Annotated in this window: 13 protein-coding genes; 8 read left to right on the top strand and 5 right to left on the bottom strand. The window is 55.4% G+C overall.

Annotated features, from left to right (window positions below; all coding sequences use genetic code 11):
* Positions 1 to 686: 686 nt before the first annotated feature.
* The 4 genes from AC2TDJ_RS15395 (at position 687) to AC2TDJ_RS15380 (ending at position 5375) form a co-directional block, all read left to right on the top strand.
* Positions 687 to 1637, top strand: coding sequence for an ABC transporter substrate-binding protein (locus AC2TDJ_RS15395; RefSeq protein ID WP_480843436.1), 951 nt, complete (start codon positions 687 to 689; stop codon positions 1635 to 1637).
* Positions 1638 to 1721: 84 nt separating this feature from the next.
* On the top strand, positions 1722 to 2759 hold the full coding sequence (locus tag AC2TDJ_RS15390) for a quaternary amine ABC transporter ATP-binding protein (protein ID WP_480843434.1): 1038 nt from the start codon (positions 1722 to 1724) through the stop codon (positions 2757 to 2759).
* Complete coding sequence (locus AC2TDJ_RS15385; protein WP_480843433.1) at positions 2752 to 4341, top strand: ABC transporter permease; 1590 nt, start codon at positions 2752 to 2754, stop codon at positions 4339 to 4341. The genes AC2TDJ_RS15390 and AC2TDJ_RS15385 overlap by 8 nt, the downstream gene beginning before the upstream one ends.
* 53 nt (positions 4342 to 4394) lie before the next feature.
* Positions 4395 to 5375 carry an arginase family protein gene (locus tag AC2TDJ_RS15380; RefSeq protein WP_480843431.1) on the top strand — a complete coding sequence of 327 codons (981 nt, stop codon included), beginning with the start codon at positions 4395 to 4397 and terminating at the stop codon, positions 5373 to 5375.
* Here AC2TDJ_RS15380 and AC2TDJ_RS15375 read toward each other — a convergent pair.
* Complete coding sequence (locus tag AC2TDJ_RS15375) at positions 5368 to 6342, bottom strand: agmatinase (protein ID WP_480843429.1); 975 nt, start codon at positions 6340 to 6342, stop codon at positions 5368 to 5370. The genes AC2TDJ_RS15380 and AC2TDJ_RS15375 overlap by 8 nt on opposite strands.
* 505 nt (positions 6343 to 6847) lie before the next feature.
* Between AC2TDJ_RS15375 and AC2TDJ_RS15370 the strand changes: the two genes are divergently transcribed.
* The 4 genes from AC2TDJ_RS15370 (at position 6848) to AC2TDJ_RS15355 (ending at position 12872) form a co-directional block, all read left to right on the top strand.
* A complete protein-coding gene (locus AC2TDJ_RS15370) occupies positions 6848 to 9283 on the top strand; it encodes a GcvT family protein (protein ID WP_480843427.1) in 2436 nt (811 codons plus the stop codon).
* A 143-nt stretch (positions 9284 to 9426) separates the two neighbouring features.
* A complete protein-coding gene (locus AC2TDJ_RS15365) occupies positions 9427 to 10395 on the top strand; it encodes a LysR family transcriptional regulator (protein ID WP_480843425.1) in 969 nt (322 codons plus the stop codon).
* A 167-nt stretch (positions 10396 to 10562) separates the two neighbouring features.
* Entirely contained in the window at positions 10563 to 11864 is a 1302-nt protein-coding gene (gene hisD / locus AC2TDJ_RS15360) for a histidinol dehydrogenase (protein WP_480843424.1), read from the top strand.
* A 27-nt stretch (positions 11865 to 11891) separates the two neighbouring features.
* Positions 11892 to 12872: a sterol desaturase family protein gene (locus AC2TDJ_RS15355; protein ID WP_480843422.1), complete on the top strand. Its 981-nt coding sequence runs from the start codon at positions 11892 to 11894 to the stop codon at positions 12870 to 12872.
* Positions 12873 to 12945: 73 nt separating this feature from the next.
* Here the strand turns inward: AC2TDJ_RS15355 and AC2TDJ_RS15350 are convergent, their stop codons facing one another.
* From AC2TDJ_RS15350 to AC2TDJ_RS15335, 4 genes are all read right to left on the bottom strand, one after another.
* A complete protein-coding gene (locus tag AC2TDJ_RS15350) occupies positions 12946 to 14133 on the bottom strand; it encodes a cytochrome P450 (RefSeq protein ID WP_480843420.1) in 1188 nt (395 codons plus the stop codon).
* A 110-nt stretch (positions 14134 to 14243) separates the two neighbouring features.
* Positions 14244 to 15296 (bottom strand): hypothetical protein, encoded by a 1053-nt coding sequence (locus AC2TDJ_RS15345; RefSeq protein WP_480843419.1) that lies wholly within the window; start codon positions 15294 to 15296, stop codon positions 14244 to 14246.
* Positions 15297 to 15395: 99 nt separating this feature from the next.
* The gene (locus AC2TDJ_RS15340) at positions 15396 to 15707 is read right to left on the bottom strand and encodes a MocE family 2Fe-2S type ferredoxin (protein WP_480843417.1); all 312 of its coding nucleotides are present in this window, start codon (positions 15705 to 15707) and stop codon (positions 15396 to 15398) included.
* A gap of 27 nt (positions 15708 to 15734) precedes the next feature.
* Entirely contained in the window at positions 15735 to 16871 is a 1137-nt protein-coding gene (locus tag AC2TDJ_RS15335; RefSeq protein WP_480843415.1) for a fatty acid desaturase family protein, read from the bottom strand.
* Between the last annotated feature and the right edge of the window lie 18 nt (positions 16872 to 16889).

Genomic DNA, 16889 nt, shown 5'->3' with positions numbered 1-16889 from the left:
CATATGACCACCCGAACCCCATTGTGAAAAAGCGCATTGCTGCGATTGCCCCAACACACCCCCTATGAATGATTGGCCGGTTCCCGGACAGCCGTCGCGGACAAACACAGCGGGATTGGCTATGGAATACTCAGCGGACCCGCAGATACGTCAATGCGGCATTCCACGTTTCGGCATCCGCTTTGAAAGCTCCTTCTTTTTGGACCTGCAACAAGCGAGTTATGCGAAGGCATGCAACAAATCGCCAACGCTCATTTTTGGCCCCAAACACTTCAATCAATGATTGTCACTCTGCGGATGAGAGAATTTCGGGTTGACGCGACCCAATAATCCCGGCGATTGGCGCGGTTTTTGCCAATAAACAAAGCCCCCATTTACCGAGCGAATTTTGTTCGAATCTTCCGCGCAGCAGCCGGGCAGAAAGTCGAGCGTTGAAAGGAAAGCGTCGTGAGGTTCACAAGTTTGGAGAAAGTCGAAGGAAAGTTCTGAGAATTTCGCATTCCACAAAATTCAAACATGTCACGCTTGATGCGCCGGGCAAACACATGCTTCAGTTTTGATGCTTGCGCGGGGAAGAATTGCGCAAGCCAAATATTTGAGAACTCTAGGGTTGTCAAAATAATATGCGCAGTGACTGAGCACCAATCGAAAAACTGCGCCAGGTACGTCCAACATGGAGAAATCGGATGAACAAAATTTCGATGCTATTGGGTGGCGCTTCGGTTGCGTTTGCCATGCCGGTGATGGCTGCTGACATTGTTATCGGTGTGCCGAACTGGGCTTCAGTAAACGCCACGGCTCACATCCTGGAAGTTGTTATCGAAGAAAACCTCGGACTTGATGTCGAACTGCAGAATGGTACGAACCCTATCGTATTCGAGGCTATGGACAGTGGCTCGATGCATGTCCACCCGGAAGTCTGGATGCCGAACCAGCAGAACCTGCATGACACCTACGTCAAGGACAACGGCACCGTCGTCATGAACGAAAACCCGGTTCAGGCAGAACAGGGCATGTGTGTACCCACCGCCATTGCGGAAGAGTACGACATCAAGTCCATCGACGATCTGAGCGATCCCGACAAGATGGCGATCTTTGACACTGACGGCAATGGCACGCCGGAAGTCTGGATTGGCGCGCCTGGTTGGGCCTCTACAGTGGTCGAAAAGATTCGCGCTAAATCATATGGCTACGACCAAATCTTCGATCTGACGGAGTACGAGGAAACCATCGCTTACGCCAATCTGGCAAATGCCACCAAGGCAGGCGAACCATGGATCGGCTTCTGCTACAGCCCGCACTATATCTTTGTCACTCAAGACCTGACCGTGCTGGAAGAGCCCGCTCATGACCCGGCAACATGGACCATTGTGCAGCCCACTGACGACCCGGATTGGCTGTCCAAATCCGAAGCCTCGTCGGCCTGGAATGGTGCAACCCTTCATTTGCACTACGCAAAGGAACTGGAAGAAAACTACCCCGAGGTGGCCGCCCTGTTCCGCAATTACCAGATGAACGGCGATGATCTGAGTGCGATGGGCAAGGCGCTTGCCGTCGACAATATGGAAGCGGCTGATTTTGCCCGGCAGTGGGTGGATGCAAACGAAGATACCGTCATCGGCTGGTTAACCAACTAAAACAAAAATCCAAAGGGCCGTCGCGACAGTTCGCGGCGGCCCTTTTCTTGTATGTCGGGCGGCGCTCAGCCTCATGGGGGACAAATGGACGAACCTGTCGTAAAACTGGAAAATGTCTGGAAAATCTTTGGCGCGCGGGCTGAAGAGGCCATGGCCGCAGTCCGGGCCGAAGGCATAGGAAAGCCGGAAGTTCTTGAAAGATTCAACTGTGTAGTCGGGGTTCAGGGTGCGACCTTCGAAGTGCCGCGCGGCGAGATTTTCTGTATCATGGGCCTGTCGGGTTCGGGCAAGTCGACGCTGGTGCGCCACGTCAATCGCCTGATTGAGCCAACCGCCGGCAAGATCGAGATATTGGGCCGAGATGTCTCCAAGATTTCCGAAGCTGAACTGCGCCGCATTCGCGCGCAGCAGATCGGGATGGTGTTCCAGCATATGGCGTTGATGCCGCACCGGTCTGTTCGGGACAATGTGGCGTACCCGCTGGAAATCAGAAAGGTTTCAAAATCCAAACGCTGGGCAGTGTCGGACCATGCGCTGAGTCTGGTTAACCTGACAGGCTATGAAGACCGCCTGCCCAAGGAATTGTCTGGCGGCATGCAGCAACGTGTGGGGATTGCCCGCGCCTTGGCGTCGGACCCCGAGATCCTGTTGATGGACGAGCCGTTCTCTGCCTTGGACCCGCTGATCCGATTACAGTTGCAGGATCAGTTCAAGGCGCTGGTTGCACAGCTGAAGAAGACCACTCTCTTCATCACTCACGACCTGGATGAAGCAATCCGCATCGGACACCGCATCGCTATCATGAAGGATGGTGTGATCGTGCAGATCGGGACACCCGAAGACATCGTCATGAACCCGGCCGACGAATATGTGCGTGAGTTCGTTCAGGGCATATCCAAGCTCAAACTTGTCAAAGCGCATTCGATTATGGAGCCGCTCAACAGCTACTCAGGGTCGCTGGAAGGCGCGCTGCGGGCGGATGAAGGCGCGGATCTGGACCAATTGATTGATCTTGCGGTGAATACGGACCTTCCGGTGGTCATCACGGACGCAGGCAGTGACGTTGGGGTAGTGTCAAAACCGCGCCTGCTGCGCGGTATCCAGGGGGGCAAAAATGACTGATGCAACTGCAGAACTGAAGGTCACCGCCGCCTCTGACATTGAAGTGGACCGTGATGAGCTGGACCGTTCGATTAATGATTTCGTAGGTCCCAGCGGAGATTACTATATCAAGGCGTTCCACAAGATACATGATGCCACCAGCCCCGTCCCAAACACATTCAACCTGTGGGCGGCTGTTCTGGGGCCATTCTGGTCGGCCTCGCGCGCGATCTGGGGAATGTTCTGGACGTTCCTGATCCTTGAAATCATCGCATGGGTCCAGATCGGTCGCGGCGCCTGGGGCAACCCCGGAGCAGACTTCGCCGAAAGGGCGGCACGTCAACAGGAGCGCGCCGCCGAGTTGCTGGCGCGCGCTGCAGACTCTACGGAAAAGGCCGATATCGACCGCTTTACCAAGCTGGCCGAGAATATTCAGAAGGCGGCTGATACCAGTCTTGAACGGGCCGCAGCCGCGCAATCCGAGGCTGCCGGAATTCTGATCACCGGTTTGCTCATGCTGCTGGTGTTCAAACTGGTTCAGGGTTTTTATGCGGATCGCATCTATGAAAAGCAGTATTCGAAATGGCGGATTAACCCGGACAGCACCGAAAGCGGCAGATCCACGCGGAACATCGTTTTAGGTGCCATGCTGGTGGCCGCCATCGGGCCGCTGATTGTTTACAAGTTTACCGTCAACGCCTCGCTTCCGCTGCTGGATGCATTTCCTGAACAGGAAGTGTCCGAGATCATCCTCGGCGAAGGCAGCGGCACGTTGTTCTCGACTGTGGCAAGCTGGATGGAGGCGCAGATTGATGCGGCCGCAGCGGCTGGTGGAGACATATTCGACGGGATCGTAGCCGGTGTGCGATCGGTTCTGGATGCGCTTACCATTGCGTTGATCGGGTCTCCGTGGCCGGTTGTCATGCTGGTAATCTGCGTAACGGCGTGGCGCGCTGCCGGGCCACGTGTGGCGATCTTTACGGCATCTTCCTTGGCCTACATCGCGCTACTTGGGTATTGGGATGTAGCCATGGAAACGGTCGCACTGGTTGGTGCGGCGGTGTTGTTGTGCGTGATTTTCGGTATTCCGCTGGGGATATGGTTCGGCAAATCTCAACGTGCCTATCGAGCGGCGGAACCAGTGCTGGACCTGATGCAGACGCTTCCGGCGTTTGTCTATCTGATCCCGATCATCGCCTTCTTCGGCACCGGTAACCCGCCGGGCATTCTGGCGACGATCATCTTCGGGATGCCGCCGGTTATCCGCCTGACAGCGCTGGGCATGCGTGGCGTGCCAGAAAGCATCAAGGAGGCGGCCGTCGCCTTTGGTGCATCGAAATGGCAGTTGCTGAAAGATGTCGAAATCCCATTGGCTCTGCCATCCATCATGACCGGGGTTAACCAGACCATTCTGATGTGCCTGTCGATGGTCGTGATCATCTCGCTGATCGGTGGCGGCGGACTCGGCAAGGAGATCCTCGAGGCGTTACAATACGCAGCCAAGGGTCCGGGCCTGCTGGGCGGTTTTGCCATCCTGTTCTGCGCCATGGTCATCGACCGGATCGTGCAAGGTGCCTTCCGGCGCGAAGACGAGAAAATCTGATGGCTCAAACGCCCTCGGCACAGCCGGGGGCGTTTTCTTTTCGGAGGCAGGGCATGGCTGACAAATACGAACAATCCATGATGGACAATCTGTATTGGTGGGGCGTGCCGACGTTGTTTCGATGCCCGCACACGGGGCCAGAAGGGCAGGATATCGCGCTGGTCGGAGTTCCGCATTCGACAGGCAACGGAACGACCGAGCGGGATCAGCATCTCGGCCCTCGGGCCTTGCGGCACGTCTCGGCAGTCCAGCGCCGGGTGCATTCGCTGTTCCAGATCGATCCCTGGAACAACACCAGAATTGCCGATGTCGGCGACGTTCCATTTCCCAGAGCCAACGATAACGAAGACTGCATCGAGCGCATCACGGCCTTCTACAAGGACATTGATGCGACCGGCGCGCGGCCCGTGTCCGTCGGAGGCGATCATTCGATCACCGGCGGTATCGTTCAGGCGCTGGGCGGCGGCAAATTGGCCGGTGGAGAGCCCGTCAGCTTTCTTCATCTCGACGCCCATACGGATGTCTTTACAAAAGTCGACCATTTCCTAGGTGCCCGTAAATCCGCTGCGCACTGGGGCGCATATCTGGCGGATCAGGGACAGGTGGATCCCACCCGTTCCATGCAAATCGGGTTGCGGGGACATCCGCGCAGTCTGGATTGGCTGCAGCCGTCCTACGACTATGGCTACAACATTGTCACGATGCGCGAATTTCGCCAACGCGGTTTGGCTGATGTGGTCGCACAAACCCGCGAGGTTCTCGGTGACCGCCCGATTTATATCACATTCGATCTGGATTGCCTGGATCCAACCGTTGCACCGGCGGTTTCAAATCTGGAACCCGGAGAAAAAGGGTTCGATATCGATGAAGCTGTAGGCATCCTGCACGCAGCCCGAGGCCTGAACATAGTTGGTGGAGACGTTGTCTGCATGATGCCCACCAAGGACAGCCCCAACAACATCACGGCACTGACAGCTGCAGCGGTCATGTTCGAGATGATCGCGATGATTGCGGAAAATGTCAGCGCTAAGTGACACGCCGATTGTCAACCGCCTGAGCAAGCACGCAAAGCAGTTCGAACATCAGTGAAATCCCAAGCCATGCTGTACCGCCTTCCGGATCAAACGGTGGCGACACCTCGACAAGATCGGCCCCGACCAAATTCAATCCTGACATCTTTCGAATGACCTGCTGCGCCTGAAAGCTGTTGGGACCGCCAATTTCAGGCGTCCCCGTGCCCGGCGCGTAGGTCGGATCGACAAAGTCGATATCGTAGGTGCAATAGCAGGGTTGGGTGCCCATAATCTCTCTGACCTCGGTCATGACCTCGTCGATGCCTCGGTCGAACAGCTCTTCGACACGGATAATGCGGACGCCTTGTGCCTCACCCCATTCGATATCGTCGGTGTTGTAGGCAGTTCCGCGAATGCCGACCTGCACGAAACGCTTTGGATCGACCAGACCTTCTTCGATCGCACGACGGAACGGAGTGCCGTGGGTGAACTTGTGTCCACCGAAATAACTGTCGAACAGATCGGTGTGGCTGTCGAACTGGACTAGCCCCAACGGGCCAGATGATGCGAGCGCACGTAAGACCGGCAGCGTTGTCAGGTGGTCACCCCCCGCTGTGAGCGGAGTGATGCCCTGTGCGACAAGTTCCGAAAAAAACGAGGTGACACGCTGCAAAGTGTCGTCAATATCCACCGGATTGGGCGCGACATCCCCCAGATCGGCGCAGTTGACTAGATAGAAGGGGCTGACGCCTGTGACCGGGTTCATGGCCCGGATCATGGTCGAGTAATCGCGCAATTGACGCGGCCCATGCCTGGCACCGGGTCGGTTGGTCGTGCCCCCATCCCAGGGAATGCCGACCAGGGCCAATTCGACCTCATCATAGCGTTCATGGTCAGCGGTCAGGTTTGGGAGACGCATGAAAGTTGGAACTCCGGCAAAGCGGGCAAGCTCCATCGCAGAAACCGGTTGAAAGAAGGTGTTTGCCATGATGACCTCTGACACTGGAGTTCGTTTTGTTGACAGTATCGACACCGCTCGCGGTCGCAATACGAATGTTGGCGGCAGGAATTTGGGCGCCTTCCTATCGCACTAAACAGTGTAGGACCGTAACCCGGCAATCACGGCATTTTTTGCATCAGACCAACACCTGCCAGAGCAGAGGTTTGAGAGGTTTTTTTACATGCCTGCCCATTCTTCGCCTCAATGGCCTTGGCGTTCTACACCGGAACTGCAACTCTCGATCGAATGTTGTATTGTCGGCAGGACCAGTATTGGACCGCTCCTACGGCTTCCTTCTCGGGCAGTATCAGCAGGTGGCATACACTGGTGTTATCCGCGCACCTGAGGAAAGTAGGTGCGGTTCTAAATTAGCAGAATGGCGCATTTCGAATTCCAAAACCCCAGTTTCGATTTTCCAAAACCGGAGAATGCGCCGTTGCTGTGGTGCAGGCTTTTTTCCCAAGAATAAGTAACGCAGTAGGGAGCGCGCGTGATGAAATCTCGGACCAAAGTCGTTGTGATTGGTGGCGGAATTGCCGGGTGTTCGACGTTGTACCACCTGACGCAAGAGGGCTGGACGGACGTGGTTCTGGTCGAACGGAATGAGCTGACATCCGGCACGACATGGCATTCAGCGGCTCAGGTGACCAATTTCGGAATGAACCAGACGATGGTCGGGCTGAAGTCTCACTCGATCCGGTTGTACAAAGAGCTGGCCGAAGATCCCGACTACCCGATCAATTATCATCATGGCGATGGCGGCATCCGTCTGGCCAATACCAAAGCGCAGATGCAAGGTTACCGCCACTTCGCGTCGATGGCGCGCGGCATGGACGTACATTTCGAAGTGATTGATGCCGAAGAGTGCGCGCGCCGCCACCCCTTGATTTCCACCGATAACCTGATCGGCGGGCTGTGGGACCCGCTGGACGGCGACATAGACCCCGCGCAGCTTTGTCAGGCATTGGCGCGGCGCGCAAGAAAGGCAGGCGCCGAGGTCTATCGCAATACACCGGTCATAGGGTTGATCCAACACAGCGACGACACGTGGACCGTTCAAACCGAGCATGGGGATATTGATTGTGACATCGTCGTCAATGCCTGCGGGTATCGTGTGAATGAAGTTGGTGCAATGATGGGGGTGCATCATCCGGTCGCCTCCATGGAGCATCAGTACTTCCTGACCGAGGAGATCCCGGCCATCCGGGATGCGGGCCATCGCATGCCCCTGCTGAGATGCCCCATCAGCGACTATTATTGCAGACAGGAAAAGAATGGATTGCTGGTCGGTTTCTATGAACAGGGTTGCAAGACCTGGGGCATGGACGGGATTGATCCAAAATTCGTCAATGCATTATGCCCCGACGATCTGGATCGGGTGACGGATGTGCTGGAAGGGGCCTTCGCCCGCATGCCGGCGCTGATGGAAGTCGGCATTCACACCGTCGTAAACGGTCCCATCACCTATACGATCGATGGAGCACCCCTGATCGGACCCATTCCCGGAAAACGAAACGCTTTCTGCATCATCGGCCTGCGTGCCGGGCTGGGCGAAGGGGGAGGGCACGGGTGGCTGTTGGCGCAACAAATCGTGCATGGCGAAGCCTGTTACGACACGTGGTGTCTCGATCCACGCCGATTTACAGGGCATGCAAATGTTGAACTGACCGCGCTGAAAGCCGTCGAAGATTACCAGAACGAATTCAGGTTTCACTTTCCCCACGAGCATCGCCCCGCAGGGCGTCCGGCCAAGACAACGCCCCTGACGCCGGTACTTGCCGCTGCGGGTGCCGAGTTTACCGTGGTCAATGGATGGGAACGTGTCGACTACATCAAACCTCATCCGGATTTCTCGCCGACCTTGAGCTTCGATTTTGACGAAACGTTCGACATTGTCGCGTCCGAAGTGACGAACGTGCAGACAAATGTTGGTCTGGCCGAGGTCAATGGGTTCAACCGGATTGAAGTGACCGGCTCGGATCGTCACGCGTTTCTGGATCGCATGATCTGTGGAAACGTCGCCAAGCGCGACGGTCGTGTAGGGTTGGGCTATCTTTTGAACCATCACGGAATGGTCAAGGCAGAAGCCACCGTTGCAAACCTGCCAGCCAGCGACCGGGGACCGGCCCGCGTCTGGTATGGATCCGCCGCCGCGAGCGAATTCCATGACATGGATTGGCTGACGCAGCATCTGAAGCCCGACGAAGATGTTCACCTTCGCGGTTTGACAAACGAGCAGACGATCCTTGTGCTGGCCGGCCCGAACGCGCGGAACGTGTTGTCGATCTGCGCGCGCGGCGATTGGTCGGCCGAGGCGTTTCCGTGGCTCAGCGTGCGCGAGTGCTTCATTGGGATTGCTCCGGCAACGGTGATGAGCGTCAGTTTTTCCGGCGAGTTGGCCTATGAAATCCATGTTCCCAACGCGTCACTCTATGCGGCCTACCTAGCGCTTGAGGAGGCGGGGCGGGCGTTCGGCCTGGGACTGTTTGGCGCACGGGCGATTGAGTCCATGAGAATGGAAAAAGGCTTTTTGCATTGGAAAGCCGACTTGATCACGGAATATGACCCGATTGAAACGGGTCTGGATCGGTTTGTAAAACTGGACAAAGGCGATTTCGTGGGGCGGTGTGCCTTGTTGGAACGACGTCAGATTGGGTCCCGAAAACGATTGGTCACGCTACACGTCGATGCGGTTCAAGCTCCGGCTCATCCTGGTGCCTCGGTGATGATTGGTGACAAAGTTGTCGGCACGGTGACATCCGGCGACTGGGGGCACCGAACCGGGATGAACCTGGCGTTTGCGTTTGTCGACAAAGGCATTGGGCTAGACGATGGAGGCCTGGAAATTGACATCTGCGGCAACAGATCGGCGGCAACTATTATTCCGCCATCCCCATACGACCCACAGATGGAAAAGGTGCGAGGTTAGCTGTTCGCCTGAGCCTGCGACTAACGACTGCGTTCCAAAAAAGCTCTGTAGTTCGGCACAGGATAAGCAAGTTTAGCATTGCCGTGGCGCACATTCTCTGTTTCGATTTTATCGAAAGAGTAGAAACAGTGGGAACGACGCCATTGCCAAAACCTCTGAGCCTGCGCTGGTTGGAAGTGTTTCAACTGATTGCCAAGTCAGGATCCATCCAAAAGGTGGCGTCCGAGACGGGGCTGTCTATCAGCACCGTTTCAAATCACCTTCGAAGTTTGGAGAACTCATTGGGGGTCGAATTGGTGGATCACGGCCGCCGCCCCATGGGGCTGACCCCGGCAGGAGAGGTGTTTTCTAGGTACGTCCGAGACGGCCTTACGGTTCTGAAAAGCGGTGAGGCGGAAATTCGCTCGGGAAACTGGCAGCATGCCACCGCGCTGCGGCTTGCATTGATTGACGATTTTGACAACCAGGTCGCGCCCGAACTGTTTCGATGCCTTGCCCACGCACTGCCCAGATGCAACTTTCGCCATTTCACGCGACCAAGCCACGAAATCATTGCCAAGCTGCAAGAGCACAAGCTGGATGCGGGTGTTGCAACCCAACCCGCAGGTAAAACCGAAGGCCTGATTGAATACCCCTTGTTGCGTGATCCATTCATCGTGATCCTGCCGGAAAGCTACGGTGGGGCGATCGAGGATCTTCTGGATTCGGACGCTGAGTTGCCGTTTCTCCGGTATTCCAGAGATCACACCATCGGAAAGCAAATCGAGATTCAGCTGACCCGAAACAAGTTCAGTTTGCCAAACAGGTTTGAGCTGGAATGCAACCAGTCAATTGTCGGTCTGGTGGCCGAAGGCAGTGGCTGGGCGGTTACAACCGCAGCCAGCTTTCGCCGGGCAGAACGGTTTCACGGCAGTGTCAAAGTTCTTCCGTTTCCGGGACGGAACTTCGTGCGCACGGTTTCACTGTTTACGGCCGAGATTTATCCGGTTTCGACGTCCTTGCTCATTCACAAATTGCTTAGCAAACTGATAAAAGAGAATTTTTGCGATCCCATGTGCGCCAGGTACCGATGGCTCGAGAGCGATTTTCGGACACTTCAAAGCGAACATTAGAATGGTTGCGTCAGATTTTCGGTTGTCTGTTTGAAAGACAATAGAATACCCATTCCGACTTTTTCGAAACCTTGGTGCTGTTGCTTGACCGAACCTAGGTTGCAACGCTGATTGTCGGGTAGGAAAGCAGATGTCTGCATCAACCGTCTGGGCAAAGAAACAGCGTTATGGCGATCACCTATCTGAAAAAGGCGCAACCGGTTCCGATTTCCGAGAGCGCCGACATTCGTGACACAGTTGCGATCATGCTTGCGAACATAGAGCGTGATGGCGAGAACGCGGTGCGCGACTACTCCAAGAAACTGGATGGGTGGACCGGAGAGATTGTGGTGCCTGACAAAGCGCGTCAAGCCGCAATTGATCGGGTTCCGGGTTGCCTAAAGGACGACATTCAGTTTGCCCATCATAACATTCGTCGCTTTGCCGAAGCTCAGATGGCTTCGGTTTCGGATTGCCAGGTCGAGGTGATGCCGGGCCTGATCGCGGGGCAGAAACAGATCCCGGTCAACAGCGCGGGATGCTATGTTCCGGGTGGCAGGTATAGCCATATTGCCAGCGCGCTGATGACGATCACGACGGCCAAAGTTGCCGGTGTATCTCACATAACGGCTGTGTCCCCACCGCGCGATGCAAATGGGATTCCTGATGCGGTCATCTACGCGATGAATCTGGCAGGGGCGGACCTGATCCTGAATCTGGGCGGCGTTCAGGGGATTGCCGCGATGGCGGGTGGACTGTTTGGAGCGCAGCCTGCCGATATCCTTGTGGGGCCGGGAAATTCATTTGTGGCTGAAGCGAAAAGAATGCTGTTCGGTAAGGTCGGCATTGATATGTTCGCGGGCCCGACCGATTCATTGGTTGTTGCCGACCGGTCAGCATGCGTGGAAAGGGTGGCCTGGGACCTGGTCAGTCAGGCGGAACACGGTGCTGACAGTCCTGTCTGGCTGGTCAGCACCGACCGCGACGTAGCAATGGGTGTCGTTGCGCGCATTCCAAGTTTGATCGACAGCTTGCCTGAACCCAATGCCCAAGTGGCACGTGTCGCGTGGCGAGACAGGGCAGAAGTCATCTTGTGCGATACCCGAGAGGAAGCGGCTCAGGTCGCAGATCAATACGCGCCCGAGCATCTGCAAGTTCTGGCGGAAGACCTTGACTGGTGGCTGGATCGACTGAAAGTTTACGGCTCGTTGTTTCTGGGCGAAGAAACGACCGTGTCATTTGGCGACAAGACCTCGGGCCCCAATCACGTTCTGCCAACAAGCGGGGCAGCCAGATATACCGGCGGGCTTTCGGTTCACAAATTCATAAAGATGGTGACCTGGCAGAAATGCGACAGCGTTGCGTCGGAAGAATTGGCCACCAGAACTGCCCGGATCAGCCGTTTGGAAGGAATGGAAGGCCACGCCCGAGCCGCCGAAATGCGAATGAAGGAAATTGCTGCAGACCTGCCAAAAGCTGTGCCAAACTGAAGATCAGGCCAGACCCGGACCGAAAGGATGACTGAACCCAAACTCAAAGGCTGGAACCACATGCCGGAGGTGCCGATAAAGGTGTCGCCGCTGTTCACCTGGCCTTTGAAACCTGTCGAGATTGGTTGGTGGATCTGGGACTCGTGGCTGCTGATCTCGGAAAAGCTGATTATTCTAGGAATTGCCTGCGTCTGCTACGTCTGGTTCAGCCCTTCTTTGGCTGAGGCAAAAACACTTGAGATCAGCTGGATAGCCCAGATCTATATTCGGAACTTCCTGTTGATACTCCTTGTTGCCGGGGTCTTGCACTTGTGGTTCTACAGGTACTCCGCCCAGGGAAACCGGCTGAAATTCGATCCGCGACCGTTGATGGTGAAGGGCAAGCAATTCACCCTTGGTGGGCAGGTCCGCGACAATATGTTGTGGACTTTGGGTTCAGGCGTATTTTTCTGGACAGCATACGAAGTGCTGATGTTCTGGTCGTTGGCCAATGGGTTTGTCCCTCTCGTAACCTGGGCATCAAACCCAATTTGGTTTGCAGCAATCTTTCTGCTGATACCGATCTGGGAGAGTTTCTATTTCTATTGGATTCACCGCTTGATCCATATCCCTGTTCTCTACAAACACATTCATTCGGTACACCACCGAAACATTAACGTTGGTCCATGGTCGGGGCTATCGATGCACCCGGCGGAACACGCGATCTACTTGGGCTCAGTGCTGATACATTTCGTGGTCGGGGCGCATCCGCTGCACATCATTTTTCATCTTCAATACTACACGCTGACAGCGGTCACCACGCATACAGGCTTTGAAGGTTTGATGATCAAGAACAAGAACAGGCTGGCCCTGGGAACCTTTCATCACCAAATGCATCATCGGTATTTTGAGTGCAATTACGGCTCTCTCGAGATGCCATGGGACAAGTGGTTCGGGTCATTCCATGATGGAACCGTCGAGGCCAATGAACGCATGCAACTGCGCCGAAAAACAATCGCGAACAAATGACAATATCGAAAACGGAAGGCGGGCGCGATTGCCATGCCTGCCGGCCTGACGCCGCGGATTACCTGGCTGCACATCAGTGACGCGTGATTTCCGCCTTGAGTTCCCTGTAGCCGCGGAATCGCGTGCGCCCGCCCTGAGTTCGGCTTGTTAGGGTGAAGGACCCAATCCGCTCAAGAAATCGCCGCAATGCAATTTGACCTTCCATTCTTGCCAGTGTGAGTCCAACGCAAATATGCGGACCACCTGCGAAAGCGAGATGACGGTTCGGTTTACGTTTTATGTCGAATTTGTCTGGGGCCGAAAATACGGCTGGATCGCGGTTGGCAGCGCCGATGCAAAGATGAAGATTGGTGCCTCGCGGGATGGTAACGCCATGAAATTCGACGTCCGCCGCCGCTTCTCGATTGCCAAACTGGTTGGGCGACGCGGTGCGCAAGACCTCTTCAACGCAGGTATCGATAAGGTTCGGGTCTTCGCGCAATTCATGTTGCGCATTTGGCTGATCATGCAGCAGAGCAAGGCCGTTTCCAATAAGATTGGTCGTGGTTTCATGGCCTGCATTGAGGATAAAGATGCAATTCTGGATAAGTTCGATTTCGGTCAACTGCCCATCGTCGTCACCGTTGATGAGCCGCGTCAGAACGTCTGTTTCGGGATCGCCAGGGGCTTTGCGACGGCGCGAGATGAGATCCTGAAGATATGCTTTGAATTCATCAACAGCTCGTTCTCCCGAAGCGAGCTGCTCTGCGCTCAAGACCGGTTCCAGTGCACCCAGGATTGCCAGAGACCAGTCCCTAAGAGGTCCGCGTTCGTCCATCGGCACGTCCAGTAGATTTCCAATGATCTGAATCGGGATTTGCGAGGCGAAATCCTCGATCAGATCAGGGTGATCGTCCAGCGAGTCGAGCAAGTGATCAACGGTCTCGATCAGGCCAGGTTTCAGACGAGAAATCGCGCGTGGTGTGAGCGCCGATGACATAATGCGACGCACCCGCGTATGCAGCGGCGGATCGTTGAAAACCAGCGATGTCGTGTGATGTTCGAACAATGAACTCTGCTCGCCGAATTTTGGTCCGAAGGTCGCCTTCTTGTCAGAGGTGAAAAGTTTGGTGTCCTTGTAAACCCGTTCCAAATCAGCGTGGCGCGACAGGATAACAGATCCGTCCGGCTGCATGCAAACCGGAGCGCTCTGACGCAGGGCATCGTAGAAGGGGAAAGGGTTTTCGTGAAACTCTTGAGGCAGGTCTTGCAAATCGAACATACCGTAAGATTGTTGGGCAATCAGCCAGTGTCAACAAGCGGTATACGTGATCTGGTAGTGAGATAGGTTACGATCATGAGAAAGCACCCGTTCGATGACTTCTGGGTACATCACTCTTGGTCAATGAAGTTTGCGTCAAATTCTATGCGTCTGGTTCGTCCACATTCCCCGACAATTTCCAGATAGTCCCCGTTCAGGCTCAGTGATTGAATGGCAGACCCCGTCGACCATTCGATTGCCCCAATCGCATGTGTGACGACGGAAGGCGCGTGCGGGGAAAGGTTCAACGCTTCCGGACCGGAAAGCTCTATATCGCGTTCTGATCCCAAAATATGCGCGGCGGCGCCTTCTTCTACTCCGAGACATCCGAAATGGCGACCAGACCATGGCGGAAAATCACGCCCCCCGTTGGAATGCCACAACATCGTCATGGGCAATGAGGCAGCGTGTCTGAGCGAAAGGAATACGTCGCCTTCCACCGGTCGGGTCACGGCTGTCCATCCCAGCAAGTGCCCCGGTGCCTCGATCCCGACGACGAAATCCTCGTGCGCAGGAAACCAGGGATATCGGGTCAGGTCCGCAGTGCCGTCATGCGACGGGAATTGTGTCGGATCTGTGCTGAATGATGGATAGTCCAATCCGGACCGGCCGCGCGCAGGGTCGACCTCCTGGGGAGTTGGGGGCGTCATCCAGCACGTTTTGGGAGATGTTCGAATAAGGCCCCCGTTTGGTAGCGACAGATTGGCATGATTGGCGACGGGAATTTCTCCGCTGCCGCCGGTAAATGTATGGCGTTGATAGACAAATGGGTGGTTCGGGCAAAGCCGAAGCTCTTTGGTCAGCTCTGCATTATTAACGCGACGATCCAACTTGGCGGACAAATTATCTGTGGATATGTTCGTGATCGACCATGGGGCGTTCGCGGGCCAGCCGTGTAACGGTGCCCCATCTTTTTCCTGCCCGAATGGAGCGCAGAAAAAATCTCCGCCAAGGGTATACATGTGCGGCGCCAGCCCATCGGGAAGCGTTTCGCCGGTATCGACCCACGGGGCGCGATGCAGCGGTGAAATCTCGGCGCCGTCGTCAAGCACTGCGAAACTTTCGATCAGGCCGGTACTTGGGTCGAACGACAACCGGATTCCGTCAGTGGTCAAATTGATCATGTCATATGGCCTGAGGTCATTTTGGATTTCACTTCGCCTATTCACGTCGTTTGAATTTCGCAACAGCCCGCAGGACGGTAAAGGAATACATTTGGTTTCTTATGATATGTGAACGAAGACCTTATCGTCCTCTACCTTGGTCTCATAGGTCCCAAGCTTGTCGCAGGCTGGCGCGCGCAAGGCTTCACCGGACCGATAGTCAAAAATTCCGTTGTGACGGGGGCATTCGATCTCGTGATCCATCACAAGGCCATCGGCAAGGTGAACTTGTTCGTGCGTGCACAGCCCATCCGTGCAGAAGAATTCCCCGTCCGGGCTTCGGATAATCGCGAAAGTCTGACCCGCGTGATCCCAGCGAACGACATCTTCTTCGTCGACTTCGTTGACGGCTACTGCTTCGATCCAGGGCATTCCGGCCTCCTGCCGATTTTCGATTGATCACACGTTGTCGTTCCGATCAGGCACATGTTTATGCAACACATCCTTGTAGGGTTTGGCAGTCGGCGGAAGCGTCTTTTTTAGCGCATAATCAGGGTCCGATCGCTGCTTCATGACCGCGCCCATCATTTCTTTGTATGCCTCCCAGATCGAAGTATTGGGCGGTGGCAAATCGTGTTTGATTTCCTCGTGCAAGGCCGGAAGCGAGTAATACGGAACCATCGGGAACATGTGGTGTTCGATGTGATAGTTCATGTTCCAATAAAGCCAGCGACTGACAGGGTTCATGTAAAGCGTGCGGGAGTTCAGGCGGTGATCTATGACGTCTTCGGGCAAGCCCCCGTGCTGCAACAAACCGGTCATAACAAAATGCCAGCATCCGTAAACTCTGGGTCCTCCGATCAACAGGATGGGGATTGTGGATTTCCAACCCATACCGATGGCAAACATAAAGACAGAGGTAAGCAGAACCGCAGCGTAGATCAGCATATGAATTCTGGCCCAAAAAACGGCTTTGGGCCATTCGGTTTCGGGTATGTAATTCATTTCGTCCGACGACAATTGACCCAAAGCATTACGAAAAAGAACGCGAAGCGATAGCCACGTTTCGTAGATTCCGACAAACGCAATGGCCTTCAGCGTAAGATTGATCGGGTGCATCCAGGCAATTTCCGGATCACGGCCGACAATCAGGGTGTCGGTGTGATGGCGCGCGTGGCTCCAACGCCAATTGACAGGGTTCCGCATGATCTGGAAAGAGGCAATGTGATATACGACATCATTCATCCAGCGCGTGCGAAAGGCTGTACCGTGCCCGCACTCATGCCAACGGCTGTCGCAGGCCGAACCGTAAACCACACCATAAGCCATCCAGAAAGGCAGTGAGAGCCACGTGCCCCAGAAGTAAATGGCGCCAGTCGCGAAAACTATGTGAAGGGCAATCCAAAGCGCCGAGTCGCGCAGGGCCGGAGCGTCACGACGCTTCATCAGTGACTTCATCGTCTTTCGTGGTACGTCACTGCAATACCACTCTGCCGCGGCAAGCCCGATCTCTTCGGCATACCGGCCGGAAGCGCCAGTCAGAGAGTAATCCCGGTCGGTTCTGGGCTTTGCCTTTTCATGCGTGACGTCGTTCATCGATTATCGTTCAATCGT

The sequence above is a fragment of the Ruegeria sp. HKCCD6647-2 genome, from assembly GCF_057221075.1.
This window is presented reverse-complemented; position numbering and strand designations above follow the sequence as displayed.